We start from the raw sequence: 25945 nt of genomic DNA, 5'->3' as shown, positions 1-25945 counted from the left end.
TAGGCACGTACGCACTAGTGATTGTGGTACCGATGCTCAGCCCGGGAACCAGCTTGAGTTTTCTGGTGGGGCCGGCGTGTATCATCTTTCTCAGTAGCTTCATGTACAGACCTGCCAGCAAGCGCTGAGGTGCTTCCGGGTAATCTACGATAGGCCGGATTCTGGCAAGTCTGTGGTGCCCTGGCCCGAAGTGCGCCCCCGGTTGTGATAGATTCCCGCCATTGACAAGGAGGTGATACATGGCAACCAGAGGCAAGGATCATCAGATCGACAATATCGAATTCAATGTCAGCGATATTGACCGCAGCAAAGCGTACTACGGTACGGTTTTCAACTGGCAGTTCGTGGACTATGGCCCGAGCTATACCGAGTTTACGGATGGGCGATTGACGGGCGGTTTCACCACGGGTGAGCCCGTCAGGCCTGGTGGCCCGCTGGTGATCCTGTATGCGGATGATCTGGCAGAAACGCAACATCGGCTTGAGGCTGCAGGGGCAAAGATCAGCAGGGCGGTGTTCGCATTTCCGGGCGGCAAGAGGTTCCACTTCATCGATCCGGATGGTTACGAGCTCGCGGTCTGGACTTCTGTGGATTGAAGCGACCAGGCCGAAACAGCGAATAAAAGAAAACCCGCCATCTAGGCGGGTTAAACAGAACGTATCGAAGCAAGGCCAGTCTGCCGCTACAGATGTCAGAATTTTGTGAAGGCCCGGCAGGTGAGGTTTCAATAACCGTTACTGAATTTTTCATCAATCATGTGTCTTTCTGCTGCGTAGCGCTTCGGGTCTACTGCGTCGGCGCGGCACTTTTCCTCGATGGCAAGGCCAGGCAATGCTGCGCCGATGGCCGACTCTACTTTCGTCCTGTTCTGCGGTGGTCGTCGGAAGTGGCCAAGCGCATCAACATGGCTGGGCTCAGGCAAAAAAAGCCCGCCGGGGCTGGCGGGCTGGAACGTGCTTGAAGGGAGAGCCTTGAGGTTGCGCCTGGTCGGTTAAGTCAGGGTTAACTACCCGCTGCATTGACCGCTGGCGCCGAAGCGCCTATACAGGCGGCCTGTAGTGTGTGGAGTGTGTGATGTACGAAGAAGACGATTTGCCAGAGCCCGAGCACGACCATTTGCTTGACCACGAATTTCACGACAGCTTCGACCCTGAGGCGGATGCGCAGGGAGCACTGGATGAAGTCGAGGAAGACGAGGAGCTGCAGGATGATTTCGATGACGAGGAGGATCACCCGGCCTGGCACGATGACTGCGACGATTGACGTCGCAGCAATCGTGTAGTGGTCCGGCGGTCAGCGGCGGTCGAGCGAAAAGCGCCCGGGGCCGCTGACGGCCAGTGCCAGCAGGCCGCCAACGATGCTCAGGTTTTTCAGGAACTGAGTCATGTTGGTGCTGCGTTCAGGGTCGACCATGTTCCAGAACGGGTGGCCGAGCAGCGCGGTGCCCAGCACGAACAGGGCGAACAGCAGTGCCAGTGGCCGGGTATAGAAGCCGAGGATCAGCAGGATGCCAACCAGGAACTCCATGATCACCGCCACCCCGGCAGCCAGCATCGGGGCCGGTGCGCCGAGGGAGGTCATGTAGCCGACCGTGCCCTCGAAGCCGGTCAGCTTGCCCCAGCCCGCGAGTACGAACAGGATCATCAGGAAGATTCGGGCAAGCAGCAGAATGAAGTCGCGTTGGCCTTCGAGCAGTGCATAGCGCATGGCGGCGCTCCGATGGACGGGGACAGTTTCCACTCTAGCAGCTGCTCGGCGGAATTCCGCTGGGCATGAAAAAGGCGCCGCAAGGGCGCCTTCATCGAAAACAGATGGTGCGAGTGGCGGGACTCGAACCCGCAAGGCTCACGCCGACAGATTTTAAGTCTGCTGTGTATACCAATTCCACCACACTCGCACTGTTGATCGCCGCGCCTCATTGATAGATGGCCTTGGCAATCAAGCGCGCTTTATAACCCATTGTTATAGAAGCGTCAACAAGCCTGCAGGTTCAGGGCGTGATGGTGTGGGCGATTCCGCGCAGCTCACAGGCAGAATCACGCAAGTCGTGGACATGGTTGTCCATGGTCCGAGCATCAGTCTTATGGATTGAATGACGCAGATACAGGGCGTGGCCGTCCAGTGCCTGGCACAGTGTGTCGATTTCGGCAGCAGTGTGCAGCAGGTCGTCCTGAAGCAATTGCAGACGTTGATTCGAGGGCATGTGGTGCGTCCTTGCGGGTAAGCGAGGTGCCACTATAGGCCAATTGACAGCAGGCTGTCATTGCGCCACCTTTGCGCCATTGGATCCAAGTGAGTAAGCCGTGATGCCCCCGTTTTCCTCAGGCCAGGCCAGCGCAGCAGGGCGTGTTGTGCGCCCGAAGCTGTTTTGGCGTGTGTTGTTGTTGCTGGTTTGCCTGCTGGCAGCCTTCCTCTTCGTCGGCCTGATGGGGCTGGGTAGCTATCTTGTGGTGCTCGGCCTGGATGAATTGCATTCGGCGTCTCAACGGCTCATGGCCGTGGGCGGCGGTGCCGTGATCTTGCTGGTGGGCCTGTGGCTGCTCAAAGTGGCAATGCCACGAAGGCTGGTGCCGACGTTGCGTGAGCCTGAAGTTGACGGTCGTCGCATGGAGTAGGGTGCTTGCAGGACTTTTGACTACGCTCAGTATGTCCTTATCGCGGTGCTTGGGGAGTTCGCATGCCAGCAACGGACCGGCCCGCCCAGTCAGTGATGCCCGAAGCGCGCTATGAACAGCTGGTTCAGGCGGTGGTGGACTATGCCATCTACATGCTCGACCCAGATGGCCATGTGGTGTCGTGGAACGCCGGTGCCCAACGGATCAAGGGCTATCGCGCCGACGAGGTGATCGGCAAGCATTTCTCCCTGTTCTTCACCGCCGAAGATTGTGCCGACGGCCGCCCCGAACGCCTGTTGCGCCAGGCCCTGGAGCAAGGAGTGGCGCAGGATGAGGGCTGGCGCGTACGCAAGGATGGCACGCAATTCTGGGCCCTGGCCGCGATGGACGTCATTCGCGACGAGCAGGGCCAGATCATCGGCCTGGCCAAGGTCACGCGCGACATCACCGATCGCCGGGATTCCGCGCTGCAACTGGACGCCATGCGCGCCCAGCTGTTCCAGGCACAGAAACTCGAGGCCCTCGGCCAACTGACCGGCGGCCTGGCCCATGACTTCAACAACCTGCTGACCATCATCCTCAGTTCCGCGCGCCTGGCTATCAACAGTCAGGACCCCGGCCGCACCCGGCGTATGCTCGAACACATTCTCGATGCCGGGCAGCGGGGCACCCAGCTGACCCAGCAACTGCTCAGCTTTGCCCGCTATCGGCAGCTGAGTGTCGCGCGGATTTCGCCTGCCCAGGTGGCCGGGTCCATTCGCGCACTGGCGGAACATGCGTTGCCTCCCGACATCGAGCTTGTCGAGCAGATCCAGGCAGAGCTGCCTGCAATTGAAGTTGATGCCGGGCAGTTGCAGATGGTGTTGCTGAACATGATGTTCAATGCCCGGGATGCGATCGGCACGGCGGGACGGATTGACCTGGTGGTCGACAGTGTGGAGCTGGCCGGTGAAGTGGAGGGCTTGCAAGGGCGCTACGTGCGTTTCGACGTGCGGGACGACGGCGAGGGAATCGATCCGCAGGTTTTGCCACGTATCTTCGAGCCGTTTTTCACCACCAAACCTTTCGGCAAAGGCACCGGTCTGGGGCTCAGCCAGGCCTATGGGTTCGCCAGGCAGAGCAATGGCGCCATCCGCGTTGCCAGCCGGCCCGGCAAGGGGACCTGCATGAGCCTGTATCTGCCGGCATGCCCCGATGACCAACCGCAGACAGGCGAGTAAAAAATCATGGTTGAACAGCTCAAGCGACTGGCCACCGGCATTGAAGGCCTCGATGCCCTGCTCAAGGGAGGGTTGGTGGTGGGGGCGTCCTATATCGTCCAGGGGCATCCGGGCTCGGGCAAGACCATCCTGGCCAACCAGCTTGCTTGCAACCATGTTCGCGAAGGCGGGCGGGTGCTGGTGGCCACGTTGCTCAGTGAATCCCATGAGCGGTTGTTCCAGTACCTGTCGACCCTGACGTTTTTCGATCAGACGCTGGTGGGCGACAGCATTCAGTTCGTCAGCGCCTTCGACACCCTTGAGCAGGATGGCCTCGATGCCGTAGTGCGGTTGCTGCGCCAGGAGATTGCCCGGCAGCAGGCTAGCCTGTTGATCGTCGATGGCCTGCTCAACGCCCGCTCGCGGGCGGAAACCAGCCTCGACACCAAGAAGTTTGTTTCCGAATTGCAGGGGCATGCCGCTTTTGCCGGATGCACTGTCCTGCTGCTGACCAGTGCACGCCTGGAGGAGGGCAGCCCCGAGCACACCATGGTCGATGGCGTCATCGAGCTGGGCGAGCACATGGTTGGCAGCACGGCGGTACGTCATGTCCAATTGCGCAAGACCCGTGGCAGCGCGGCGTTGTCGGGGCGCCACGAATGCCTGATCAGCGAGGCAGGGTTGCAGGTCTTCCCGCGGCTGGAATCACTGTACAGCCACCCCAGCCAGCCTGGCGCGCAGGCGCTGAGCCGCGCCACTACCGGGGTGAGCGACCTGGATCGCATGCTTGGCGGTGGTTTGGCTGAAGGCTCCGTAAGCCTGCTGATGGGGCCGTCCGGGGTCGGCAAAAGTGCCTTGGGTATCGCGTTTCTGGCTGCGTCCGATGAGCACGCACCTGGGCTGCACTTTGGGTTCTACGAGACGCCCGCTCGCCTGCGTCTCAAGGCTCAAGCACTGGGTTTCGACATCGCCGGGCAGGAGCGCGACGGGGTCGTGCAGCTCAGTTGGCAACCCACCACTGAGGGGCTGCTGGATGAGGTAGGCGCACGTTTGCTTGAGCAGGTACGGGCGCAGGGCGCCAAGCGCGTGGTGATCGACAGCCTCGGCGCGTTCGGGCGCCTGGCGCTGGAGCCTGGGCGCTTGAACGCGTTCTTCCGTGCCCTGACCGGTGAGCTGCGCGCGCGTGAGGTGACCGTCCTGCTCACGTGGGAGATGCGTGATATTTTCGGCGCCGAGATCACCGCGCCGGCACCGGACCTGTCGAGCATCGTCGACAATCTGGTGTTGATGCGCTTCGCCGAACTCGATGCCAAGCTGCACCGCATGCTGTCGATCATCAAGGTGCGCGACAGCGAGCACGACCCAACGCTGCAGGCGCTGCACCTGGGGCCGCAGGGGATCACCCTGGGGCGGGCTTTCGATGGCGCAAGTGGCGTGCTCAGCGGCACAGCGGTCGCGCAGGGCGATCGCTGATGGGGTGACGCCATGAACACCATCCTGATCGTCGATGACGAGTACCTGATCGCCGATATCCTCGGTTTCGCCCTGGAGGACGAAGGCTATCAGGTGGAAAAGGCCAGCAACGGGCGCAAAGCCCTGGAGGCGTTGAATGGGATGCAAAAAGGCAGGCATGTGGAGTTGGTGATCACCGATTACATGATGCCGGTCATGAATGGTGTGGAGCTCGTGCGGGCTATTCGCACTGAACTGGACCTGCCGCACCTGCCGGTCATTCTCATGAGTGGTGCGCAGGCCGACAAAAAGCTGATCCGCCCCGAGCTGTTCGCCGCGGTGTTCGACAAGCCATTCGACATGGACAGAATGATCGCCAAGGTGCGCGAACTGCTGGGCACCTGAGGTTCAGGGTGGGCGCCCCGCGTGGGCGGGCAATCGATCAGACGCGTCCGTGCGGCTTGATGCTTGGGTGATCAGTGTTTCTCGTCGCCTTTCTCCGGGGCAGGGCTGCCTGCCTGGATTCGCTTGTAAATCTCTTCACGGTGCACCTGGACATCCTTCGGCGCATCGATGCCGATCCTCACTTGCATCCCCTTGACTCCCAGAATGGTGACTTTGATGTCGTCGTTGATGACGATGCTTTCGCCGACCTTACGGGTGAGTATCAGCATGTAGTTCTCCTTGGTGATGTAAAAACCGCCGGGCCATTTACCACAACGGTGGGAGCTTTGTCCCTCTTCCTTTCCATTAAAGACGCTTTCGGCGGATAGTAATTCCTCCGTCAGACAATTTATGCCTGTCTCTAGTTGCAGGTGCTGGTGGACATATGATGCTGGCCATCAGCGGAGGTGCTCGGTGGCAAGGATAGGGTGGTTGACGTCATATGGGAAATTTCCTTGTTTGATAAGTGAAATAGCCGAGCTCAATGATCGTTTGCGTCCAGTGCCTGCAGAAAAACCAGCAGCGCCGCTTCCTCGGGCTCCAGACCCTTGCGCCGGCGCGCTCGCGGCAACTGTGCCAGGCGCCCGAGCTGAAAATGCTCGAACAACGCAGGGTGGATATAGCAGCGGCGGCAAACGGCTGGGGTATTGCCCAGGCGGTTGGCTACCTGGCGCACTGTTTCCGCCACCTGGCGCCGCGCTTCGCTGTCGGGCTCCCAGGCCAGTGGCCTCAGCAGGCTCAGGGCCAGGCTGCTGCCGGCCCAGGTGCGGTAGTCCTTGGCGGTGAAGTCGGCACCGGTCAACTGCTGGAGGAACTGGTTCACCTCGGTCGAACCGATGCTGTGGCGTTGCCCGTCATCGTCCAGGTACTGGAACAGCGCCTGGCCAGGCAGTTCCATGCAGCGCTTGAGTAGTGCCGCCAGGCGTCGGTCTTGCAGCGTGACGTCGTGTTCGACACCGCGCTTGCCGCGGAACTGAAAGCGGATGGTGCTGCCCCGAACCTTTACGTGACGGCAGTTCAGCGTGGTCAGCCCGTAGGAGCGATTGTCGCGAAGGTACTGCCGATTGCCGATGCGAATGAGCGTCGCGTCGAGCAGGCTGATCACCAGCGCCATCACTTTTTCCCGGTCCATCCCGCGGCGGGCCAGGTGTTCGTCCAGCCGCTTGCGCAAGGCGGGCAGGGCTTGGGCGAAGGCCAGCAGGCGGCCGTACTTGTACTGGTCACGCTGCTCGCGCCATTGCTGATGGTAGCGATACTGTTTACGCCCCCGGGCATCGCGGCCGGTGGCTTGTAAATGGCCCTGCGGGTCGGCGCAGATCCACACCTCGGTATAGGCTGGCGGGATCACCAGCGCCGCGATGCGCGCCAGGGTCGCGGCATCGCGTACCTGCCGGCCCAAGGCATCGAAGTAGAGGAATCGCTCGCCTCGCCGGCGCCGGCTCAACCCGGGCTGGTTATCGTCGACATAGTGCAGGGCGGCGGGTGGCGGGCAGTCGGGCATCGGTGCAGTCCATCGAGCGGTCATGCAGCAATGGACAACCGCCACTGCGACGTTGCTCAACCGAGCAGCGCCACCGACTTGATCTGCGCCCATAGGTGCTGGCCCGGCTGCACGCCGAGTTGCTCTGCCGAGTAGCGGGTGATGCGCGCCAGCAGGGGGCTGCCGCTGGCGTCCAGGCTTACCATCACATGGGCCGGGTTGTCTGCCGCGTGGCATTCGCGCACCTGCACCGGCAGGCGGTTGAGAATGCTCGAGGCGCCGTCGGCGCTCAGCGCCAGGCTTACATCGCGGGCCTGCACCTTGAGCCGCAGGGTGCTGCCCACATGCAAGTCAGGATGGGCGATGCGCAACAGCGGACCTTCGCCGCCGGGCAAGCGCAGGTCGAACAGCTCAAAGTGCGGGTCGTGGCCGACCACCACGCCTTCGAGCACTACGCCGGCATCCTCGCCCTGGGCCAGCGACAGGTCCAGGCGTGCCAGGGTCTGGCCGATCGGGCCGCTGGCCAGGGCCTTGCCCTGCTCCAGCAGCACCAGGTGGTCGGCCAGGCGCGCGACTTCGTCCTGGGCATGGCTGACGTAGATCAGCGGGATATCCAGCTCGTCATGCAGGCGTTCCAGATAGGGCAGGATTTCACGCTTGCGCGCACTGTCCAGGGCCGCCAGGGGCTCGTCCATCAGCAACAGGCGCGGGCTGCTGAGCAGCGCCCGGGCGATGCCGACACGTTGTGCCTCGCCGCCCGACAAGGTTGCAGGCTTGCGCTCGAGCAGATGACCGATGCCCAGCAACTGGCACGCCTGCTCCAACTTGATCTTGCGCTCACTGGGGGCAATACGGCGCCAGCCGAACTCCAGGTTGCCGCGCACCGACAGGTGAGGGAACAAGCTGGCTTCCTGGAAGACATAACCCACAGGGCGTTTGTGCGGGGCAATGAAATGCCCACGCGCACTGTCTTCCCAGACCTCGCCGTTGACCTCGATGTAGGCACTGGCGGCACGTTCCAGGCCCGCCAGGCAACGCAGGCACGAGGTCTTGCCCGAGCCGGAATGGCCAAACAGCGCGCTGATGCCACGCCCGGGCAAGTGCAGGTCGACATCCAGGGTGAAATCGTCGCGCGCAAGGGTGAGGCGCGCCTGTATCGAAGCACTCATTTCAGCTCCAGCCAGCCTTGCCACGCCGGCCGGCGTAAAGCATCAGCAGCACCAGGAAGGAGAACAGCAGCATGGCCCCGGCCAGCCAGTGGGCCTGGTCATAGGCCATGGCCTCGACATGATCGAAGATCTGCACCGAAACCACGCGGGTCTTGTCGGGGATATTGCCACCGATCATCAGCACCACGCCGAACTCGCCCACGGTATGGGCGAAGCCGAGAATGCTGGCGGTGATGAAACCGGGGCGTGCCAGCGGCAGCACCACATGGACGAAGGTATCCCAGGGGCTGGCGCGCAGGGTCGCGGCCACCTCCAGCGGGCGCTGGCCAATGGCGCTGAAGGCGTTTTGCAGAGGCTGGACCACGAACGGCATGGAATATACCACCGAGCCGATCACCAGCCCGGCGAAGCTGAACACCACGCTGCCCAGGCCCAGCGCCTGTGTGGCCTGGCCGATCCAGCCATGGGGGCCAAGCATCAGCAGCAGGTAGAAGCCGATCACCGTCGGTGGCAGCACCAGGGGCAGCGCCACCACCGCGCCAATCGGCCCGCGCAGCCAGGAGCGGGTTCGTGCCAGCCACCAGGCGATGGGCGTGCCCACCACCAGCAGGATGGCAGTGGTCAGGCTGGCCAGCTTGATGGTCAGCCAGATCGCACCCAGGTCACTGGCGTCGAGCGGCATCAGATTTCATAGCCGTAGGATTTGATCACGGCGGCTGCTTTCGGGCCTTTGAGGTAGTCGACCAGCGCCTTGGCCGCCGGGTTGTCCTTGCCTTTGTTCAGGATCACCGCATCCTGGCGGATCGGTTCGTGCATCGAGGCCGGGACGATCCAGGCCGAGCCGGTCTCGACCTTGCCGTCTTTGTAGATCTGCGACAGGGCGACGAAGCCCAGCTCGGCATTGCCGGTGGAAACGAACTGGAACGCCTGGGTGATGTTCTGCCCTTCGACGAGCTTGGCCTTGGTGGCCTCGGTCAGCTTGAGCTTGTCCAGCACCTGGGTGGCGGCCAGGCCATAAGGGGCGGTCTTGGGGTTGGCGATGGACAGGTGCTTGAAGTCGTTTTTCTTCAGCACCTGGCCCTTGCTGTCGACGTAGCCGGGCTTGGCCGACCACAGTGCCAGGGTGCCGATGGCGTAGGTGAAGCGCGAGCCGGCAACGGTCTCTTTTTCCTGCTCGAGCTTGGCCGGGGTGCTGTCGTCGGCGGCGAGGAACACTTCGAACGGCGCGCCGTTCTTGATCTGGGCGTAGAACTGGCCGGTGGCGCCGTATGCGGCGACCAGCTTGTGGCCGGTATCCTTCTCGAAATCCTTGGCGATGGCCTGGATGGGCGCGGTGAAGTTGGCTGCCACGGCAACCTGGACCTCATCGGCCCAGGCGCTGTTGAGGGAGAACAGGCTGGCCAGGGTGGCGGCGGCCAGGTGGGACAGGCGAATACGCATCGAGAAGGCTCCTAGGGACGGATGGTTATCGTTATGGTGCTGACTATATAGCGATAAGCCATCCGTCGGGAAGAGCTACGCGGCTAAGAAGTTGATCTATGGGTCAAGATTTTAAGCGCCCCGTTGGCAATTTCAAGCGTCAGCTCGCCTGCGTCGAGGTGTTTTCCCAAGCGCAGGGCCTGGCCTGACCACAGGTTGCTGAAATCACTGTTGCCCTGTGGGTCGGTAATTGCCCGTAGCGGCATCAATGCGCCGCCTGCCAGGGGGAAATGCGGGGCTAGTGCGCTCATCGGCCCCAGCTCGCGCATGATGCGGTTGTTGATGCCGCGCGCAGGGCGCCCGGTGAACAGGTTGGTCAAAGCGGTATCGCTGGCCGGGGCGTTGTCCAGTGCACGGCGATGCGCCGGCGAGACCTTGGCCTGTGGGCAGAACAGGTAGGCGGTGCCGATCTGCACTGCCGAGGCACCCAGGGCGAGGGCGGCTAGCAGGCCGCGGTGATCGGCAATGCCACCGGCGGCGATCACCGGTACGCGCACGGCATCCGCCACCTGGGGCACCAGGGCGAAGGTGCCGATCTGGCTGGTGATATCGTCGCTGAGGAACATGCCGCGGTGGCCGCCCGCTTCAAAGCCCATGGCGATGATCGCGTCGCAGCCGTGCTGCTCAAGCCAGATGGCTTCTTCGACCGTGGTGGCGCTGGACAGTACCTTGGCCCCGGTTGCCTTGACCCGTTGCAGCAGTTCGGCGGCGGGCAGGCCGAAATGGAAGCTGACCACCTCCGGGCGCATCGCCTCCACCAGTTGGCAGCTCTGCTCGTCGAACGGCGCACGGTTGGACACCGGCGTGGGTGCGTCGAAGTCGGCGCCGGTCTCGTCGTAGTAGGGCTTGAGCGCCTGCTTCCAGCGCGCGTCGCGCTCGGGGTCGGGTGCTGGCGGCTGGTGGCAGAAGAAGTTGAGGTTGAGCGGGCCGTTGCACGCGGCGCGGAAGGCCTCGATTTCCCCTCGTAACTGGTCGTGGGTCAGCATGGCGCAGGGCAGGGCGCCCAGGCCGCCGGCGTTGCCGACGGCAATGGCCATCGCCGAGCCGCTGGCGCCGGCCATGGGCGCCTGGAGGATGGGCACCTCGATGTTCAACAGTTCGAGGATGCGGCGGTCTGGCCAGGTGCTCATGGGCGACTCCTAGAGTGCGGCGGGATCGGGGCGGTTTTACAGGGCCTTGCTGACCTGAATGTCGCTGATCTTCTCGGCGTCGTCGCCGTGAATCTTGCGCAGGGCCTGCTGCGCCTGCTCCAGGGAGGCATCGGGCATCAGGGCGAAATCCCAGCGGCGTTCGCCGTCGAGCTTGTACTTGATCACATACTTGATGGTCTGGGTCATGCGGGCGTTATCCGAGTTTCGACGAGGAGCGGCGAATGATCTTGATCTTGTGCGTCAGGGTCGGCTTGCGGGTTACCGAGATCGGGCGCGTGGTGACGGTATCGATGGTGATGTTCCAGAAACCGGTGCTGGGCACGGTGATTTTTGCCGGGAACTTCTCGAAGTGGCCGCCGTGGTAAGTGTGTCGCCCGCCATTCTTGAAGCTGCGGAAGTTGGCGTCGTTCATCAGGCGGATGTTGCAGCGCTGGGAGCATTCGATGACGACGATGTCGTCCTCGTTCAGGTGCTCGCGCTGGTGTACGAATTTCATGGGGTGCTCCGCAAGGGTTGTTTCTGCAAAGGCGAAAGATACCACGATGTGGGGCTACACTTGCGTCCGGGCTCGAGCCGGCGGGGAGATTTCTGCCAGATCGGGGAGCAATTGCGCCTGTCTGCGGTCAGAGGGTGACCTTTGCAATTGGAGTAGCGTAAATGAAATGGCTGGTAGCGGCGGTGGCGCTGGCGCTGGGGGGCTGCGCAAGCGTGACGGAGCTGGAGCAGTCCCACGAAACCATGGATGTGATGTCTGGCAAGACGCCCCGTGAATACGCCGATTGCGTCAAGCGCAAGCTGGCGGACAGCCGTGACCCGTTGGGTGAAGAAGTGCGCGGCGACGGCCTGCGCCTGATCGTGCCGCAAAAACTGTCGGCCAGCGCAGGGCCTGCGGCGCTGCTGGACATCGACAAGCGTGGCAGCGGCAGTGCGATCAAGGTTCATGAGCGTTTGAGCAATTTCCCCCTGCGCCTGGGGGATGTGCGCACTGCAGCGACCGAGTGCATCTCCGGTTCTTGATCCAGCGCAGTTGTTGATCGATTAAAAGGCAGATTGCCCTTTTCCTTCCCGGTGACACGTTGTCGCATACCGGGGATAAGCCCTAGTATTTCTGGGCTTATGTCGTTTGAGCCTAAGCTTATAACAAGGAAATGGAGTCTTCCGTGATGATATCCCTGAGTCGTGTCGTGATCGGCGGTTGGCTGATCCTGGCCTGGCCCTCGGCGTATGCCGCCGACGGGCAACAGGTCTTCAACCAGGGCGGGCAGAACCCCGCCGCCATGGCCTGCCTTGGCTGCCATGGGCCGGACGGCAAAGGCATTGCCGCAGCCGGCTTCCCCCGCCTTGCTGGTCTGCCTGCCGGCTACCTTGCCAAGCAATTGCGGGATTTTCGCCAGGGCAGCCGCAAGCAGGCGGTGATGGAGCCGCTGGCCAAGGCGCTGAGTGACGCGGAAATCGACGCCGTCAGTACCTACCTGGCGGCGCTCCCTGCCGATGGCGCGGCCGAATTGCGTCGCCAGCAGATTGCTGGCGATGCGGTATCCCGTTTGGCCCTGTATGGCGACTGGGGCCGGCAGATCCCTGGCTGCGTGCAGTGCCATGGGCCTGGCGGCAGCGGGGTCGGCGAACACTTCCCACCCCTGGCCGGGCAACCGGCCGGCTACCTGGTGGCCCAGCTCAATGCCTGGCGCGACGGCAGCCGCAGCAACGACCCCAACCAGTTGATGGTCAACGTGGCCAAGGCCATGACCGATGCCGAGGTCAAGGCGATAGCCGAGTATTTCGCCAACGCCGCAAGCCCGTCGCCCAGCCAGGAGGTCAAGCCATGAAAACCATGATCCCCGCTGTGCTGTTGCTGGCCATGGGCAGTGCCCAGGCCGCGCCGATTGCCATGGAAGATCAATCGCAGCTCAAGGTGCCGGGCGTGCAGGCCGCGCCGCAGTTCGTGGCCCCCGCCGAAAGCGCCATCCCCGACAACGCCTTTGGCAAGATGGTCCGCCAAGGCCATGCATTGTTCGTCGATACCCGCCGCTTGATGCCCGACGCCGTGGGCAATGGCCTGAACTGCAGCAATTGCCACCTTGACCAGGGGCGCATGGCCCACTCGGCGCCGTTATGGGGTGCTTATCCGATGTACCCGGCCTATCGCAAGAAAAACGACAAGGTCAACACCTTCGCCGAACGCATCCAGGGCTGTTTCCAGTTCAGCATGAACGGCAAGCCACCGGCGGCCGACAGCCCGCAGATGACAGCGCTGAGTGTGTACGCCTACTGGCTGTCGACCCAGGCGCCGACCGGCGTCGAGATCGCCGGCCGTGGCTATCCCGACGTTGCGCAGCCCGCAGAAGGCTACGACTTCAAACGTGGCCAGCAGGTGTACCGCGAGCAATGCGCGATCTGCCACGGTGACAACGGTGAAGGGCAGAAGGTCGCCGGGGAATACGTGATGCCGCCGTTGTGGGGCAAGGACTCGTACAACTGGGGGGCGGGCATGCACCGCATCAACACCGCGGCGTCGTTCATCAAGTACAACATGCCGCTGGGCAAGCCTGGCAGCTTGAGCGACCAGCAGGCCTGGGATGTGGCTGCGTGGATCAACCGCCACGAGCGGCCGCAGGATCCACGGTTGGTGGAGGGCTCGATCGAGAAGACGCGATTGAAGTTCCATGCCAATGACGGGGTCAACCTGTACGGGCAAAAGGTCGACGGTGTGCTGGTCGGGCAGGGCACCGGCGGCTGAGCGTGGCAGCGGCCCACGGCCATGACGCCGTGGGCCGCCCCGCAAAGGCGGCCAGGTGTGTTCCAGGAGTGCCGCGCTAGATTCGCGCTGGGTCCGTCTGCAGCAACCACAGCTGGCTGTTGCTTGCCAGTTGCTGGTCCAGGGTTGATTCAAGCCCCTCTACGCGGGCCTTTTCCTGCTTGAACAGCTGGTCGAGCAGCGCCATCAGGTCACGGGACTTGCTTGCCGAGCGCGGTGTGCTGTTATCGGATTGCACGGCCCCATCGCGCATGGTCAGCACGCGCTTGGAGCTGCTTGCTTGTTGGCTGACCCCTGCCTCGGCCAGTTCGCCGTCGAGTATCGACAGCCGGCTGATGCTGCTGGCCTGTTCGCGCAGCACACGGTAGTGGTAGTCACCGCCAACAACGCCGTCGGTAAGCCGTGCCGACGAGTCGAGGCTGCTGTGCCAGGCGGCGTCGAGGGTGGCCTGCTGCTGCTGTTGGCGAGTGACGTTGTTGCCCTTGCTCTGGGTCGAGGTGGACTGCGAGACCTGGTAGGCGAAGCGGTCCTCTTCATTCCGTCTTAGCGGGTTTGGTCGCGTGCTGGTCTGGCTGATCGAGGCGCTGAAGTCGGCCAGACCGCTGAGCAGCGAGCGGCTGAACGTGTGGCTTTGCATGCTGTGCTCGGCCGGGCGCGGGCTATTGTCGTCCACCTGGTTGAGTTGGCGGAAGGCGTCCTTGAACAGCGTCATCAAGTGCGCATCGCCCTTGCCGCGCTCCTGCGCAGCATCGAACTGGGCCAGGTAGTTGTTGAGCGCCGCCTGTCGCTGCGCCGTGCCACCAAGCAAGCTACCCCCCTGGGTGTCGAGGTTCAGTTGCAGGTCGCCGTTCGGCCCCTGCAGGCTGACACTGCGGGTGGTTTGATTCAGACGCAGATCGAAGGTCTGCTGCTCGCCGTCGACCAGATCGAGCTTGGCATTCATCTGCAGCCCGGTGAACAGGTTCTGATCGAGCTTGAGCATAGCGTCCAGCTTGAGGCGCGGCGGCTGCTGGTTCAGGCCGCTGATCACCGACTCGAAGCCATTGGCGAGGCTCGCCAGGCTCTTCAGTTCGGTGTCGCTGAGGGTGCCGTTCTGCACCTCGGCATCGACGGCCAGGCCTTTCTCGCTGCTGTAGAGGCCGAGGGTGACAGTTGCCCCGGAAGCGGTGGTCAGGTTCAAGGTCACGTGGTTGCTGGCGTACTTACGCAGCTCTGACTGCTGCTGGGCCAGCAGCACGGCGTCGGCTTGGCTGTTTGCGCCTGCCAGCAGCGCCGATTGGGACACGCGCTGGCCGCCGTTGGCGACCAGTTGTTCCATGAGGGTTGCGCCCAGGCCCTGGAAACTCCCGCTCAGCGTATTGCTCCTGAGGCTGCCCTGCATGTGCAGGCTGAGCGGGTCGGTGTTTTCCTGCTGCCAGAGGTAACGGCTTTGCGGTGTGCCCAGCGAGCCCCTGGCGGAGTATGTCTGGGCATCGGCAACGCGGGTATCCAGGCCGAGGTTGACCTGAGCGCTTGGGCTGTCGGCGGGGTGTGCGGCCTTGTGCAGGCTGACGGTCTGCTGGGGGGTGGAGCTGCTGTAGGCGAGGGGGAGCCGCAGCGCGGCGCTGATCGGGTTCATGTCGCTGTCCTTGCGAGGGAGTGGGTCTACCGATGATATCGGCATGCCATCGTCAAACCTGAGCGACAAGTGCGAAACGAACCGGCCCGCCATAAGGCGGGCCGGTCGATGCAGCAGCTGACGATCAGCGGCGGCGGAACAGCGGCAGCGGCTCGTCGGTGGCGCCCTGGTAGGTCACCGAGAAGTCCTTCAGGCTCTGCAGCGCGTCTTCCGGGTCCTTGTCGGCACGGATGGCGAACGCATCGAAGCCACAGCGGGCCATGTAGAACAGCTGGTCGCGCAGCACGTCGCCGATGGCGCGCAGCTCCCCCTTGAACTTGTAACGGTCACGCAGCAGGCGCGCATTGGAATAGTTGCGCCCGTCGGTGAAGGCCGGGAAGTTCAGGGCGATGACCTGGAAGTGCTCAACGTCCGCGCCGATCTCTTCCGCTTCCTCGTCGCTGTCCAGCCAGATGCCCAGGCCGCCGTCGCGGGCCTTGAGCATGCTCGGATGGTCACGCCACAGTTGCAGCGGCACGATGTAGTCGTCGCAGTTGGTCAGCTCGTCGATCGAGACGTCCTTGGGCAGCAGGTGCCAGGTTTCGTCGACGATCTGGTTGTTCTTAATGATTCGCTGCATAGACGCGTTCCTTGAAGGGGTCGATGCCGATCCGCTGGTAGGTGTCGATGAAGCGCTCGTCTTCGGTGCGTTGCTCGACATACACGTTGATCAGCTTCTCGATCACGTCGGCCATGTCATCCTGGGCGAACGAAGGGCCGAGGATCTTGCCCAGGCTGGCGTCACGCGCGGCGTTGCCGCCCAGCGACACCTGGTAGAACTCCTCGCCTTTCTTGTCCACCCCGAGGATGCCGATGTGGCCGACGTGGTGGTGGCCGCAGGCGTTCATGCAGCCGGAGATGTTCAGGTCGAGCTCGCCGATGTCGAACAGGTAGTCCAGGTCGTCGAAGCGGCGCTGGATGGATTCGGCGATCGGGATCGACTTGGCGTTGGCCAGCGAGCAGAAATCACCGCCCGGGCAGCAGATGATGTCGGTCAGCAGGCCGATGTTCGGCGTGGCGAAGCCGTTCTCGCGCAGTTCCAGCCACAGGGCGTGCAGCTGGCGCTGCTCGACGTCGGCGAGGATGATGTTCTGCTCGTGCGAGGTGCGCAGGTAGCCGAAGCTGTAGCGCTCGGCGAAGTCGGCGACGGCGTCCAGCTGCTTGTCGGTCAGGTCGCCCGGGGCGACGCCGGTGGGCTTGAGCGACAGGGTGACGGCGACGTAGCCCGGCTTCTTGTGCGCGCGGGTGTTGCGCGAGCGCCAGCGGGCGAAGCCTGGGTGCTCGGCATCCAGCGCGCTGTAGTCCTGGTTGTCGAGCGCCAGGTACTCAGGGTCGATGAAGTGGCGCGCCACGCGCTGCACTTCGGCCTCGGTCAAAGTGGTCTCGCCACCGCGCAGGTGGGCCATCTCGGCCTCGACCTTCTCGGCGAACACTTCCGGGGTGAGGGCCTTGACCAGAATCTTGATCCGCGCCTTGTACTTGTTGTCACGGCGGCCGTAACGGTTGTACACGCGCAGGATGGCGTCCAGGTAGCTGAGCAGGTCCTGCCACGGCAGGAACTCGTTGATGAACGCGCCGATCACCGGGGTACGGCCCAGGCCGCCACCCACCAGCACGCGGAAGCCCAGCTCGCCGGCAGCGTTACGCACCGGCTCAAGGCCGATGTCGTGCACTTCGATGGCGGCGCGGTCGTCGCTCGAACCGTTGACGGCAATCTTGAACTTGCGCGGCAGGTAGGCGAATTCCGGGTGGAAGGTGGTCCACTGGCGGACGATCTCGCACCATGGGCGCGGGTCCACCAGCTCGTCGGCGGCGACACCGGCGAACTGGTCGGTGGTGACGTTGCGCAGGCAGTTGCCGCTGGTCTGGATCGCGTGCATCTGCACGGTGGCCAGCTCAGCCAGGATGTCCGGGATGTCTTCCAGCGCCGGCCAGTTGTACTGCACGTTCTGGCGGGTGCTGATATGCGCGTAGCCCTTGTCGTAGTCGCGGGCGATCTTCGCCAGCATACGGGCTTGTGTCGCGTTCAGCTGGCCATAGGGCACGGCGACGCGCAGCATCGGGGCGAAGCGTTGGACATAGAGCCCGTTCTGCAGGCGCAGCGGGCGGAATTCTTCTTCGCTCAGCTCACCGGCCAGGTAGCGGCGGGTCTGATCACGGAACTGCTTGACGCGGTCCTCGATGATCCGCTGATCGTACTCGTCGTATACGTACATAAAAGTCCTGTCTCAGGCTGCATGCAGCTAATCGCGCGCACGGCCGCGCACTCCGGAGCGGAGCGGGGGAACGATAGCAGAGTGGGTTTATGCGCTAAAGTGATGTTTTTGCATATGAAAAGAACCATTTGGACTAAGTGAGACTGACTGCCATTTGCCCGCTCTATACCGCGCTAAGCGTATACTCCGTCGTTTGCTCCCCAGGGATGTAACCGCATGCTCAAGGCCTTGTGCCAGGGCCTGTGCCTGAGCCTGCCACTGGTGGCGGGCGCACAGGCCGCTTCGGTGGTATTTCTCAACCCAGGCTTGTCCAACGAGACGTTCTGGGTCGACTACTCACGCTTCATGCAGGCCGCCGCCACGGACCTGGGCATGCAACTGCGCGTGCAGTACAGCGAACGCCGGGCCGACCTCGCCCTGACCCAGGCCCGCGCCGTGCTGCTGGGGCCAGAACGCCCGGATTACCTGGTGCTGGTCAACGAACAGTACGTCGCCCCTGAGATCATTCGCCTGTCCCGCGGCACCGGGGTCAAGCTGTTTTTGGTCAACAACGGCCTGACGGACAGCCAGGCGCGCAGCATCCAGGCCCAGCCCGACAAGTACCCCGAAGTGCTCGGCACCCTGACCAACAACGACGAGGCGGCCGGCTACCAGATGCTCAAGGCGATGGTGGCGAAACTGCCGCCCTCGTCCGAGCCGGTCGACCTGCTGGCCTTTGCCGGGGTCAAGACCACCCCGGCCTCGCAACTGCGCGAGCAGGGCATGCGCCGCGCGCTGGCGGACTTCCCGCAGGTGCGCTTGCGCCAGGTGGTGTATGGCGGCTGGAACCGCCAGCGCGCCTTCGAGCAGGCGCAGGTGCTGCTGGAGCGCTATCCGCAGACGCGGCTGGTGTGGTCGGCCAACGATGAAATGGCCTTCGGCGCCATGCGGGCCTTCGAGCAGGCTGGCAAGGTGCCGGGGCGCGATGCCGTGTTCAGTGCGGTGAACAGCTCGCCGGAAGCCCTCCGTGCACTGATCGACGGGCGCCTGGCTGTGTTGATGGGCGGCCATTTCACCCTGGGCGGCTGGGCCATGGTCATGCTGCACGACGATGCCATGGGCCTGGCGGTGAATCGCGACGGATTGCGCGAGCACCAGGTGCCGGTCTTGCAACTGATCGACCCGGCCAAGGCCCGGCGCTGGCTGCAGTTGCTTGAGCAGGGTGGCCACGGCGTCGACTTTCATCACTACAGCGCCGAAGGGCGGCCGGCCAGCTACCGCTACCCGTTTCTCACGTCGCCCGTCGACTATTGAAAGTCCCTGCTTGAGCGAAGGACATTGCTGGACTTAACTGCTGCTTGTGAAGTGCATTCCCATAACCACTACAAGAGGCAATGCAATGGGAAACTCAACCAAGGTCCGCAAAGCTGACAGCAGTGTCGACGCCTGGGCGATCCTGTGCCTGATCGTGCTGGTGGTGGTCACCGCCGTGTATTGGGTCAGCCACCAGTAACGGGCCGCCATAAACCGTGAAACACCCCTGAACCGCCCGCGGAGTGGATACCCGCGGGCGGTTTGCGTTCTGATGGCCTTGCGCGCACCTGTAGGAGCGGCCTTGTGCCGCGAATGGGCTGCGCAGCGGCCCCGGCGATCTTCACTCCATTCACTATCGCCGGGGCTGCGTTGCAGCCCCTTCGCGGCGCAAGGCCGCTCCTACAGGGATTGCATGTTTGTCTAGCGCGCAGTCAGATGCACCGCCAGTTGCACCAGTCCGATCAGCACGAAGATGAAGACCAGGGTGAACAGCGTGCCCATTACGATGAAGTGGCTGGCCTTGCCGTAGGTGAAGTCGCGGGCGCGGTTCTTGCCGCTTTGCACGCCGAAGGCGGCGGCGAGGATGCTCTGCAGCATCTGCCAGAAGGTGGGCGGTTTGCCTTGGCTGGAATCGTCCATGGTTGGCTCCTTGGGTCAGAGGCAATCAGGGACAGTGTAGGTGAATGTTCCGAGCCCATCGCCGGCTTGCCGGCGATGGGGTCGAAGCGGGCTTAACTGTCGTAACCCAGGTTCGGCGCCAGCCAGCGCTCGCTCACGCTCAGGTCCTGGCCCTTGCGTTCGCTGTATTGCTCGACCTGGTCCTTGTCCACCTTGCCCACGGCAAAGTACTGCGCCTGCGGGTGGGCGAAGTACCAGCCGCTGACCGCCGCCGCCGGGAACATGGCGAAGTGCTCGGTAAGGAACACCCCACTTGGGCCGGTTTCGCCGATGGCGCTGCCGTCGAGCAGGCGGAACAGGGTTTCCTTCTCGGTGTGGTCCGGGCATGCCGGGTAGCCAGGGGCAGGGCGGATACCGCTGTACTGCTCCTTGATCAGCGCTTCGTTGTCCAGGTGCTCGTCCTTGGCATAACCCCAGTGCTCTTTACGCACCTGCTCGTGCAGCCATTCGGCGCAGGCCTCGGCCAGGCGGTCGGCCAGGGCCTTGACCATGATCGAGCTGTAGTCGTCGCCCTTGTCCTGGTAGGCCTTGGCCACTTCCTCGGCGCCGATGCCGGCGGTGGTGATGAAGCCACCCACGTAGTCGGTCACGCCACTGTCCTTCGGCGCGACGAAGTCGGCCAGCGACCAGTTCGGCTTGCCGTCAGGCTTGATGGTCTGCTGGCGCAGGTGGTGCAGGGTGGCCAGCGGTTTGCCGTCGTCGCCATACACCTCGATGTCGTCATGGTTGACCTGGTTGGCCGGCCAGAAGCCGAACACCGCGCGGGCACTGATCAGCTTTTCGTCGATGAGTTTGTCGAGCATCTCGCGGGCGTCCTGGTACAGCGAGGTGGCCGCCTCGCCGACCACTTCGTCGGTGAGGATGCGCGGGAACTTGCCGGCCAGGTCCCAGGAAATGAAGAACGGGGTCCAGTCGATGTACTCGGCCAGGGTGCGCAGGTCGATGTTGTCCAGTACCTTCACGCCAGTGAAGGACGGCACTGCGGCCTGGTAGCCGGCCCAATCGTATTGCGGCTTGGCGGCGATGGCCTGGGCATAGCTCAGGCGCTCGGTGCGGGCGCTGCGGTTGGCGGTGCGCTCGCGCACCTGCACGTACTCCTCGCGGGTCTTCTCGACGAAGCCGGCCTTGAGCTCCTTGGACAGCAGCTGGGTGGCCACGCCCACCGCGCGCGAGGCGTCGGTGACGTAGATCACGGCATCGTTCGAGTACTTGGGCTCGATCTTCACCGCGGTGTGCGCCTTGGAGGTGGTGGCGCCACCGATCATCAGCGGCAGGTGGAAGCCCTGGCGCTGCATCTCGCGGGCAACGTGGACCATCTCGTCCAGCGACGGGGTAATCAGGCCGGACAGGCCGATGATGTCGCATTTCTGCTCGCGGGCGGTCTGCAGGATCTTCTCGGCCGGCACCATCACGCCCAGGTCGACGATGTCGTAGCCGTTGCAACCGAGCACCACGCCGACGATGTTCTTGCCGATGTCATGCACGTCGCCCTTGACCGTGGCCATGAGGATCTTGCCCTTGGCCTCGGGCTTGTCGCCTTTCTCTGCTTCGATGAACGGGATCAGGTGGGCCACGGCCTGCTTCATCACCCGGGCCGATTTCACCACCTGGGGCAGGAACATCTTGCCGGCGCCGAACAGGTCGCCGACCACGTTCATGCCGCTCATCAGCGGGCCTTCGATCACCTCGATCGGGCGCGCGCATTGCTGGCGGCACTCCTCGGTGTCTTCGACGATGTGCGCGGTGATGCCCTTGACCAAGGCGTGCTCCAGGCGCTTGTCGACCGGCAGCGACCGCCAGGCTTCGTTCTCGACTTCCTTGGTGGCGCCGCCGCCTTTGTAGTCGTCGGCGATGGCCAGCAGGGCGTCGGTGCCTTCGGGGGTGCGGTTGAGCACCACGTCCTCGACCTTCTCGCGCAGCGCGGCGGGGATTTCGTCGTAGATTTCCAGCTGGCCGGCGTTGACGATACCCATGGTCAGGCCGTTCTGGATGGCGTGATACAGGAACACCGAGTGGATCGCCTCGCGCACCGGGTTGTTGCCACGGAACGAGAACGACACGTTGGACACACCGCCCGAGGTCAGGGCGTAGGGCAGGTGGTCGCGGATATAGGCACACGCCTCGATGAAGTCGACGGCGTAGTTGTTGTGCTCCTCGATGCCGGTGGCGACGGCGAAGATGTTCGGGTCGAAGATGATGTCTTCCGGCGGGAAGCCCACTTCATTGACCAGGATGTCGTAGCTGCGCTGGCAGATTTCTTTCTTGCGCGCGGCGGTGTCGGCCTGGCCGACTTCGTCGAAGGCCATCACCACCACGGCGGCGCCGTAGCGCTTGCACAGGCGGGCGTGGTGCTTGAACTGCTCGACGCCTTCCTTCATCGAGATCGAGTTGACGATGCCCTTGCCCTGGATGCACTTGAGGCCCGCCTCGATCACCTCCCACTTGGAGGAGTCGATCATGATCGGCACGCGGGAGATGTCCGGCTCGCCGGCGATCAGGTTGAGGAAGCGGACCATGGCGGCCTGGGAGTCGAGCATCCCTTCGTCCATGTTGATGTCGATCACCTGGGCGCCGGCCTCGACCTGCTGCAGGGCGACCTCAAGCGCTTCGGTGTAGTTCTCTTCACGGATCAGCCGGGCGAACTTGGCGGAGCCGGTGATGTTGGTGCGCTCGCCGACGTTGACGAACAGCGACTGGCGATCGATGGTGAACGGCTCCAGGCCCGACAGGCGGCAGGCCTTGGGGATGTCCGGGATTTCACGCGGCTTGTACTTCGCCACGGCCTCGGCGATGGCCTGGATGTGCGGCGGGGTGGTGCCGCAGCAGCCGCCAATGATGTTGAGGAAGCCGCTGGCGGCGAACTCTTCGACCACGGCAGCCATTTCTGCCGGGGTTTCATCGTATTCGCCGAAGGCGTTCGGCAGGCCGGCGTTGGGGTGCGCCGAAACGAAGGTGTCGGCCTTGCCCGACAGCTCTTCCAGGTACGGGCGCAGGTCCTTGGCGCCCAGGGCGCAGTTCAGGCCGATGGAGATCGGCTTGGCGTGGCGCACCGAGTTCCAGAACGCTTCGGTGGTCTGCCCGGACAGGGTGCGGCCGGAGGCATCGGTGATGGTCCCGGAGATCATGATCGGCAGTTCGACAGCATCTTCCTCGAACACCTGCTGCACGGCGAAGATCGCCGCCTTGGCGTTGAGCGTGTCGAAGATGGTTTCGATCAGGATCAGGTCGGCGCCGCCCTCGATCAGGCCGCGGGTGGCCTCGATGTAGTTCACCACCAGTTCGTCGAAGGTGACGTTGCGATAGCCCGGGTCGTTGACGTCGGGGGAGATCGAGCAGGTGCGGCTGGTCGGGCCGAGCACGCCGGCGACGAAGCGCGGCTTGTCCGGGGTTTCCAGGGTTTTCGCGTCGGCCACCTGGCGGGCGATGCGTGCGCCTTCGACGTTGAGCTCGTACACCAGCGCTTCCATGCCGTAGTCGGCCTGGGAAATCTGCGTGGCGTTGAAGGTGTTGGTTTCGAGGATGTCGGCGCCGGCGTCCAGGTAGGCTTTCTCGATCGCCGCGATCACATCGGGGCGGCTGAGCAGCAGCAGGTCGTTGTTGCCCTTCACGTCGCTTGGCCAATCGGCGAAGCGCGTGCCACGATAGTCGTGTTCCTCGAGGCGGTAACTCTGGATCATAGTACCCATGCCGCCGTCGAGGATCAGGATGCGCTCTTTGAGTGCTTTCTGGAGTGCTTGGTAACGAGCGCTGCGGTCGGACATAGGACTACCTGGTCGGGCGAATATCAGAAGGTGCCGAATAATAACAAAGCTGCATGGATTTTAGGCGTTCTGCCCATTTGCATGAATTTCACTCATGTTGGGAGGCGCGCTACCCACACCTCAGGACCCGCCAGGCACATCGTGATGGCTTCAAGTAACCAGGACATTCGGCACATGCTGTTTCGCATTCTTGCCAGCGCCTTCGCACTGCTGATCAGTGGCGCGGCGTTCGCGCAGGCCCCGCAATCCAGCCCGGCGGTTTCATACACCCGGGACATTCAACCGATCTTCACCGAGAAGTGCGTGGCCTGCCACGCCTGCAACGATGCTGCCTGCCAGCTCAACCTGGGCAGTGCCGAAGGCGCCGAGCGCGGCGCCTCCAAGGTGCCGGTCTATCAGGGCGAGCGCAGCAAGGCGGTGCCCACCACCCGGCTGTTCTATGACGCCCGTGACGAGGCCGGCTGGCGCAAGCAGGGCTTCTATTCGGTGCTGGACAAGCAAGGCAGCCAGGCAGCGCTGATGGCACGCATGCTCGAGCTGGGCCACAAGACCCCGCTCACGCCCAACGCCAAGCTGCCCGAAGAGATCGTGCTGGGGCTCAACCGCAACAACATGTGCCCCATGCCCCACGAGTTCGACGCCTACGCCGGTGCCCATCCCAAGGAGGGCATGCCGTTGGCGGTGACCGGCCTGACCGACCAGGAGTACCAGACCTTGCAGCGCTGGCTGGCGGCCGGTGCCCCGGTGGAGAAGACCCCGATCCAGCCAAGTGCTGTCGAAGCGCAGCAGATCGCCGACTGGGAAGAGCTGCTCAACCGCCCGGGTTCGACCGAAGCGCTGGTCGGCCGCTGGCTGTACGAGCACTTGTTCCTCGCCCACATCTATTTCAAGGGCGGCGAGCAGGGCCACTTCTTCCAGTGGGTACGCTCGCGCACGCCCAGCGGCCAGCCGGTCGACCTGATCGCCACCCGCCGCCCCAACGACCCGCCCGGCACCGATTTCTACTACCGGCTGATCCCGGTGCAGGGTGTGATAGTGCACAAGACCCACATCACCTACCCGATGGGCCCGCAGAAGCTCAAACGCGTCAAGCAGCTGTTCTACAGCGGCGACTGGCACGCCGATGCGCTGCCCGGTTACGGCCCGCGCCACCGCGCCAACCCGTTCGAAACCTTCGAGGCGATCCCGGCGGTGGCGCGTTACCAGTTCATGCTGGATAACGCCGAATATTTCGTGCGTACCTTCATCCGTGGCCCGGTGTGCCGTGGGCAGATCGCCACCGACGTGATCCGTGACAACTTCTGGGCGCTGTTCCAGGAGCCGGCCCACGACCTCTACATCACCGATGCGCGCTACCGGGGCGAGGCCACGCCGTTGCTGGCCATGCCGGGCCAGATCGACGACGTGGGCAGCGTGCTGAGCCTGTGGCACGCCTATCGCGACAAGCGCAACGACTACGAGGCGCTGCGCCGCGAGGCCTATGCCGAGCAGCCCGCGCCGAGCTGGTCGACCCTGTGGGCGGGTAATGACAATGCCCTGCTGAGCATCTTCCGCCACTTCGACAGCGCCTCGGTCACCAAGGGCCTGATCGGCGATGTACCCTTGACCATGTGGCTGTTCGACTACCCGCTGTTCGAACGCACTTATTACCAGCTGGCGGTGAACTTCGACGTGTTCGGCAACGTCTCGCACCAGTTGCAGACTCGCCTGTACTTCGATCTGATCCGCAACGGCGCCGAGGTCAATTTCCTGCGCCTGATGCCGGCCAACAAGCGCGGCGAGATCCTCGGCGACTGGTACCAGAACAGCGGCAAGGTGAAGATGTGGATGGACTACACCGACATCGACACCGACACCCCCAGTGCCCTCAAGCTCGACAAGCACGACCCCAAGCGCGATTTCGGTCTCAAGTTGCTGCAGCGCACCGGCAGCCTGAATGCCGCGCCTGACCCGATCAACCGCTGTCAGGGGGCCTTCTGCTCGCGGCCGCAGATGAGCGAGGAGTTCCGTGATGTCGAGCAGTCGCTCAGCCGTCTGGTCTCGCGCCCGGCCGCCGGCCTGAAGGTGATCGGCCAGTTGCCCGAAGCGACGATGCTGCGTATCGAAGGGCAGGGCGGCCAGCGCCAGGTCTACAGCCTGCTGCGCAACCGCGCCCACAGCAATGTGGCCTTCCTGCTTGGCGAGGCGTACCGCTACCAGCCTGGGCTGGACACCCTCACGCTGTACCCCGGCGTGCTCAGCAGCTATCCCAACTTCATCTTCAATGTGCCCGCCAAGGATGTACCGGAGTTTGTCGAAGACCTGGAGGCCGCCCGTGACGACACGGCGAAGTTCGAGCGGGTGGTCATGCGCTGGGGCGTGCGCCGCAGCCACCCCGAGTTCTGGCGCTACTTCCATGACCTGAGCCGCTACCTGCAGGAGACCGATCCGGTGGAAGAGGGCGTGCTGGACATGAACCGCTACGAGAACCTCTGATCGGTCAGCCGGGACATTCCCGGCATCCTGCGGTCGGAGTGGGTGAACAGGCTTTGGGGCTGCCTTGCAGCCCTTCGCGGGTAAACCCGCTCCCACAGGGATAGTGCAGACCTTGGGTTCA

General features: G+C 63.5%; 26 protein-coding genes and 1 tRNA gene. 11 read left to right on the top strand and 16 right to left on the bottom strand.

All coding sequences use genetic code 11. The features are described 5' to 3' along the window. Positions 1–239 precede the first annotated feature (239 nt). Complete coding sequence (locus tag ABE459_RS05165; protein ID WP_323828921.1) at positions 240–596, top strand: VOC family protein; 357 nt, start codon at positions 240–242, stop codon at positions 594–596. Between the two features lie 478 nt (positions 597–1074). Beyond that, complete coding sequence (locus tag ABE459_RS05160; RefSeq protein ID WP_110995372.1) at positions 1075–1263, top strand: hypothetical protein; 189 nt, start codon at positions 1075–1077, stop codon at positions 1261–1263. A gap of 30 nt (positions 1264–1293) precedes the next feature. On the opposite strand, the gene ABE459_RS05155 is transcribed toward ABE459_RS05160, so the two are convergent. The 3 genes from ABE459_RS05155 to ABE459_RS05145 all read right to left on the bottom strand — a co-directional run bounded on the left by ABE459_RS05155 (position 1294) and on the right by ABE459_RS05145 (position 2203). Continuing rightward, on the bottom strand, positions 1294–1707 hold the full coding sequence (locus ABE459_RS05155; protein ID WP_323828923.1) for a DoxX family protein: 414 nt from the start codon (positions 1705–1707) through the stop codon (positions 1294–1296). Positions 1708–1812: 105 nt separating this feature from the next. Next, positions 1813–1897, bottom strand: a tRNA-Leu gene (locus ABE459_RS05150). Between the two features lie 93 nt (positions 1898–1990). Then, positions 1991–2203: a hypothetical protein gene (locus tag ABE459_RS05145; RefSeq protein WP_125464565.1), complete on the bottom strand. Its 213-nt coding sequence runs from the start codon at positions 2201–2203 to the stop codon at positions 1991–1993. 103 nt (positions 2204–2306) lie between these two features. Between ABE459_RS05145 and ABE459_RS05140 the strand changes: the two genes are divergently transcribed. The 4 genes from ABE459_RS05140 to ABE459_RS05125 all read left to right on the top strand — a co-directional run bounded on the left by ABE459_RS05140 (position 2307) and on the right by ABE459_RS05125 (position 5671). Continuing rightward, on the top strand, positions 2307–2615 hold the full coding sequence (locus ABE459_RS05140) for a hypothetical protein (protein WP_258706623.1): 309 nt from the start codon (positions 2307–2309) through the stop codon (positions 2613–2615). A 62-nt stretch (positions 2616–2677) separates the two neighbouring features. Beyond that, positions 2678–3835, top strand: coding sequence for an ATP-binding protein (locus ABE459_RS05135; RefSeq protein ID WP_223277152.1), 1158 nt, complete (start codon positions 2678–2680; stop codon positions 3833–3835). A 6-nt stretch (positions 3836–3841) separates the two neighbouring features. Then, positions 3842–5287: an ATPase domain-containing protein gene (locus ABE459_RS05130; protein ID WP_323828928.1), complete on the top strand. Its 1446-nt coding sequence runs from the start codon at positions 3842–3844 to the stop codon at positions 5285–5287. A 12-nt stretch (positions 5288–5299) separates the two neighbouring features. Continuing rightward, the gene (locus ABE459_RS05125) at positions 5300–5671 is read left to right on the top strand and encodes a response regulator (RefSeq protein WP_125859138.1); all 372 of its coding nucleotides are present in this window, start codon (positions 5300–5302) and stop codon (positions 5669–5671) included. Between the two features lie 71 nt (positions 5672–5742). On the opposite strand, the gene csrA is transcribed toward ABE459_RS05125, so the two are convergent. The 8 genes from csrA to ABE459_RS05085 all read right to left on the bottom strand — a co-directional run bounded on the left by csrA (position 5743) and on the right by ABE459_RS05085 (position 11485). Beyond that, positions 5743–5940, bottom strand: a complete 198-nt coding sequence (gene csrA / locus ABE459_RS05120; RefSeq protein ID WP_110995367.1) for a carbon storage regulator CsrA — start codon at positions 5938–5940, stop codon at positions 5743–5745. A 251-nt stretch (positions 5941–6191) separates the two neighbouring features. Beyond that, the gene (locus ABE459_RS05115) at positions 6192–7211 is read right to left on the bottom strand and encodes a DNA topoisomerase IB (RefSeq protein ID WP_323828931.1); all 1020 of its coding nucleotides are present in this window, start codon (positions 7209–7211) and stop codon (positions 6192–6194) included. 56 nt (positions 7212–7267) lie between these two features. After that, a complete protein-coding gene (gene modC / locus ABE459_RS05110; RefSeq protein ID WP_323828933.1) occupies positions 7268–8359 on the bottom strand; it encodes a molybdenum ABC transporter ATP-binding protein in 1092 nt (363 codons plus the stop codon). A gap of 1 nt (position 8360) precedes the next feature. Beyond that, the gene (modB, locus tag ABE459_RS05105; RefSeq protein WP_125859135.1) at positions 8361–9041 is read right to left on the bottom strand and encodes a molybdate ABC transporter permease subunit; all 681 of its coding nucleotides are present in this window, start codon (positions 9039–9041) and stop codon (positions 8361–8363) included. After that, positions 9041–9799: a molybdate ABC transporter substrate-binding protein gene (gene modA, locus ABE459_RS05100; RefSeq protein ID WP_323828936.1), complete on the bottom strand. Its 759-nt coding sequence runs from the start codon at positions 9797–9799 to the stop codon at positions 9041–9043. Before modA ends, modB begins: the two co-directional genes overlap by 1 nt. Before the next feature lie 83 nt (positions 9800–9882). After that, on the bottom strand, positions 9883–10968 hold the full coding sequence (locus ABE459_RS05095; RefSeq protein ID WP_323828938.1) for a nitronate monooxygenase: 1086 nt from the start codon (positions 10966–10968) through the stop codon (positions 9883–9885). Positions 10969–11004: 36 nt separating this feature from the next. Beyond that, on the bottom strand, positions 11005–11175 hold the full coding sequence (locus ABE459_RS05090) for a hypothetical protein (RefSeq protein WP_167409850.1): 171 nt from the start codon (positions 11173–11175) through the stop codon (positions 11005–11007). 7 nt (positions 11176–11182) lie between these two features. After that, on the bottom strand, positions 11183–11485 hold the full coding sequence (locus tag ABE459_RS05085) for a DUF1883 domain-containing protein (protein WP_046855131.1): 303 nt from the start codon (positions 11483–11485) through the stop codon (positions 11183–11185). A 161-nt stretch (positions 11486–11646) separates the two neighbouring features. Here ABE459_RS05085 and ABE459_RS05080 point away from each other — a divergent pair, with 161 nt between their 5' ends. From ABE459_RS05080 to ABE459_RS05070, 3 genes are all read left to right on the top strand, one after another. Then, on the top strand, positions 11647–12006 hold the full coding sequence (locus tag ABE459_RS05080; protein WP_125464556.1) for a hypothetical protein: 360 nt from the start codon (positions 11647–11649) through the stop codon (positions 12004–12006). A 146-nt stretch (positions 12007–12152) separates the two neighbouring features. Then, on the top strand, positions 12153–12815 hold the full coding sequence (locus tag ABE459_RS05075; protein ID WP_125861339.1) for a c-type cytochrome: 663 nt from the start codon (positions 12153–12155) through the stop codon (positions 12813–12815). Continuing rightward, entirely contained in the window at positions 12812–13726 is a 915-nt protein-coding gene (locus ABE459_RS05070) for a c-type cytochrome (RefSeq protein ID WP_258704591.1), read from the top strand. The genes ABE459_RS05075 and ABE459_RS05070 overlap by 4 nt, the downstream gene beginning before the upstream one ends. Before the next feature lie 76 nt (positions 13727–13802). Here the strand turns inward: ABE459_RS05070 and ABE459_RS05065 are convergent, their stop codons facing one another. From ABE459_RS05065 to ABE459_RS05055, 3 genes are all read right to left on the bottom strand, one after another. Continuing rightward, entirely contained in the window at positions 13803–15362 is a 1560-nt protein-coding gene (locus ABE459_RS05065) for a hypothetical protein (protein ID WP_258704590.1), read from the bottom strand. Positions 15363–15486: 124 nt separating this feature from the next. Continuing rightward, positions 15487–15981 (bottom strand): DUF934 domain-containing protein, encoded by a 495-nt coding sequence (locus ABE459_RS05060; RefSeq protein ID WP_153787237.1) that lies wholly within the window; start codon positions 15979–15981, stop codon positions 15487–15489. Continuing rightward, the gene (locus ABE459_RS05055) at positions 15965–17617 is read right to left on the bottom strand and encodes a nitrite/sulfite reductase (protein WP_153787236.1); all 1653 of its coding nucleotides are present in this window, start codon (positions 17615–17617) and stop codon (positions 15965–15967) included. The genes ABE459_RS05060 and ABE459_RS05055 overlap by 17 nt, the downstream gene beginning before the upstream one ends. Positions 17618–17833: 216 nt before the next feature. On the opposite strand from ABE459_RS05055, the gene ABE459_RS05050 reads away from it, so the two are divergent. Beyond that, the gene (locus ABE459_RS05050; protein WP_323828952.1) at positions 17834–18910 is read left to right on the top strand and encodes an ABC transporter substrate-binding protein; all 1077 of its coding nucleotides are present in this window, start codon (positions 17834–17836) and stop codon (positions 18908–18910) included. Between the two features lie 420 nt (positions 18911–19330). Here the strand turns inward: ABE459_RS05050 and ABE459_RS05045 are convergent, their stop codons facing one another. Both ABE459_RS05045 and metH read right to left on the bottom strand, forming a co-directional pair. Further along, positions 19331–19549, bottom strand: a complete 219-nt coding sequence (locus ABE459_RS05045) for a DUF2970 domain-containing protein (protein ID WP_125464551.1) — start codon at positions 19547–19549, stop codon at positions 19331–19333. Positions 19550–19641: 92 nt separating this feature from the next. Continuing rightward, positions 19642–23349: a methionine synthase gene (gene metH / locus ABE459_RS05040; protein WP_125464550.1), complete on the bottom strand. Its 3708-nt coding sequence runs from the start codon at positions 23347–23349 to the stop codon at positions 19642–19644. A 174-nt stretch (positions 23350–23523) separates the two neighbouring features. Here metH and ABE459_RS05035 point away from each other — a divergent pair, with 174 nt between their 5' ends. After that, the gene (locus tag ABE459_RS05035) at positions 23524–25824 is read left to right on the top strand and encodes a fatty acid cis/trans isomerase (RefSeq protein WP_323828955.1); all 2301 of its coding nucleotides are present in this window, start codon (positions 23524–23526) and stop codon (positions 25822–25824) included. Positions 25825–25945: the final 121 nt, after the last annotated feature.

Origin of the sequence: Pseudomonas sp. TWI923 (genome assembly GCF_039673365.1) — a bacterium.
In the GTDB taxonomy this organism is placed as follows: Bacteria; Pseudomonadota; Gammaproteobacteria; order Pseudomonadales; family Pseudomonadaceae; genus Aquipseudomonas; species Aquipseudomonas sichuanensis.
This window is presented reverse-complemented; position numbering and strand designations above follow the sequence as displayed.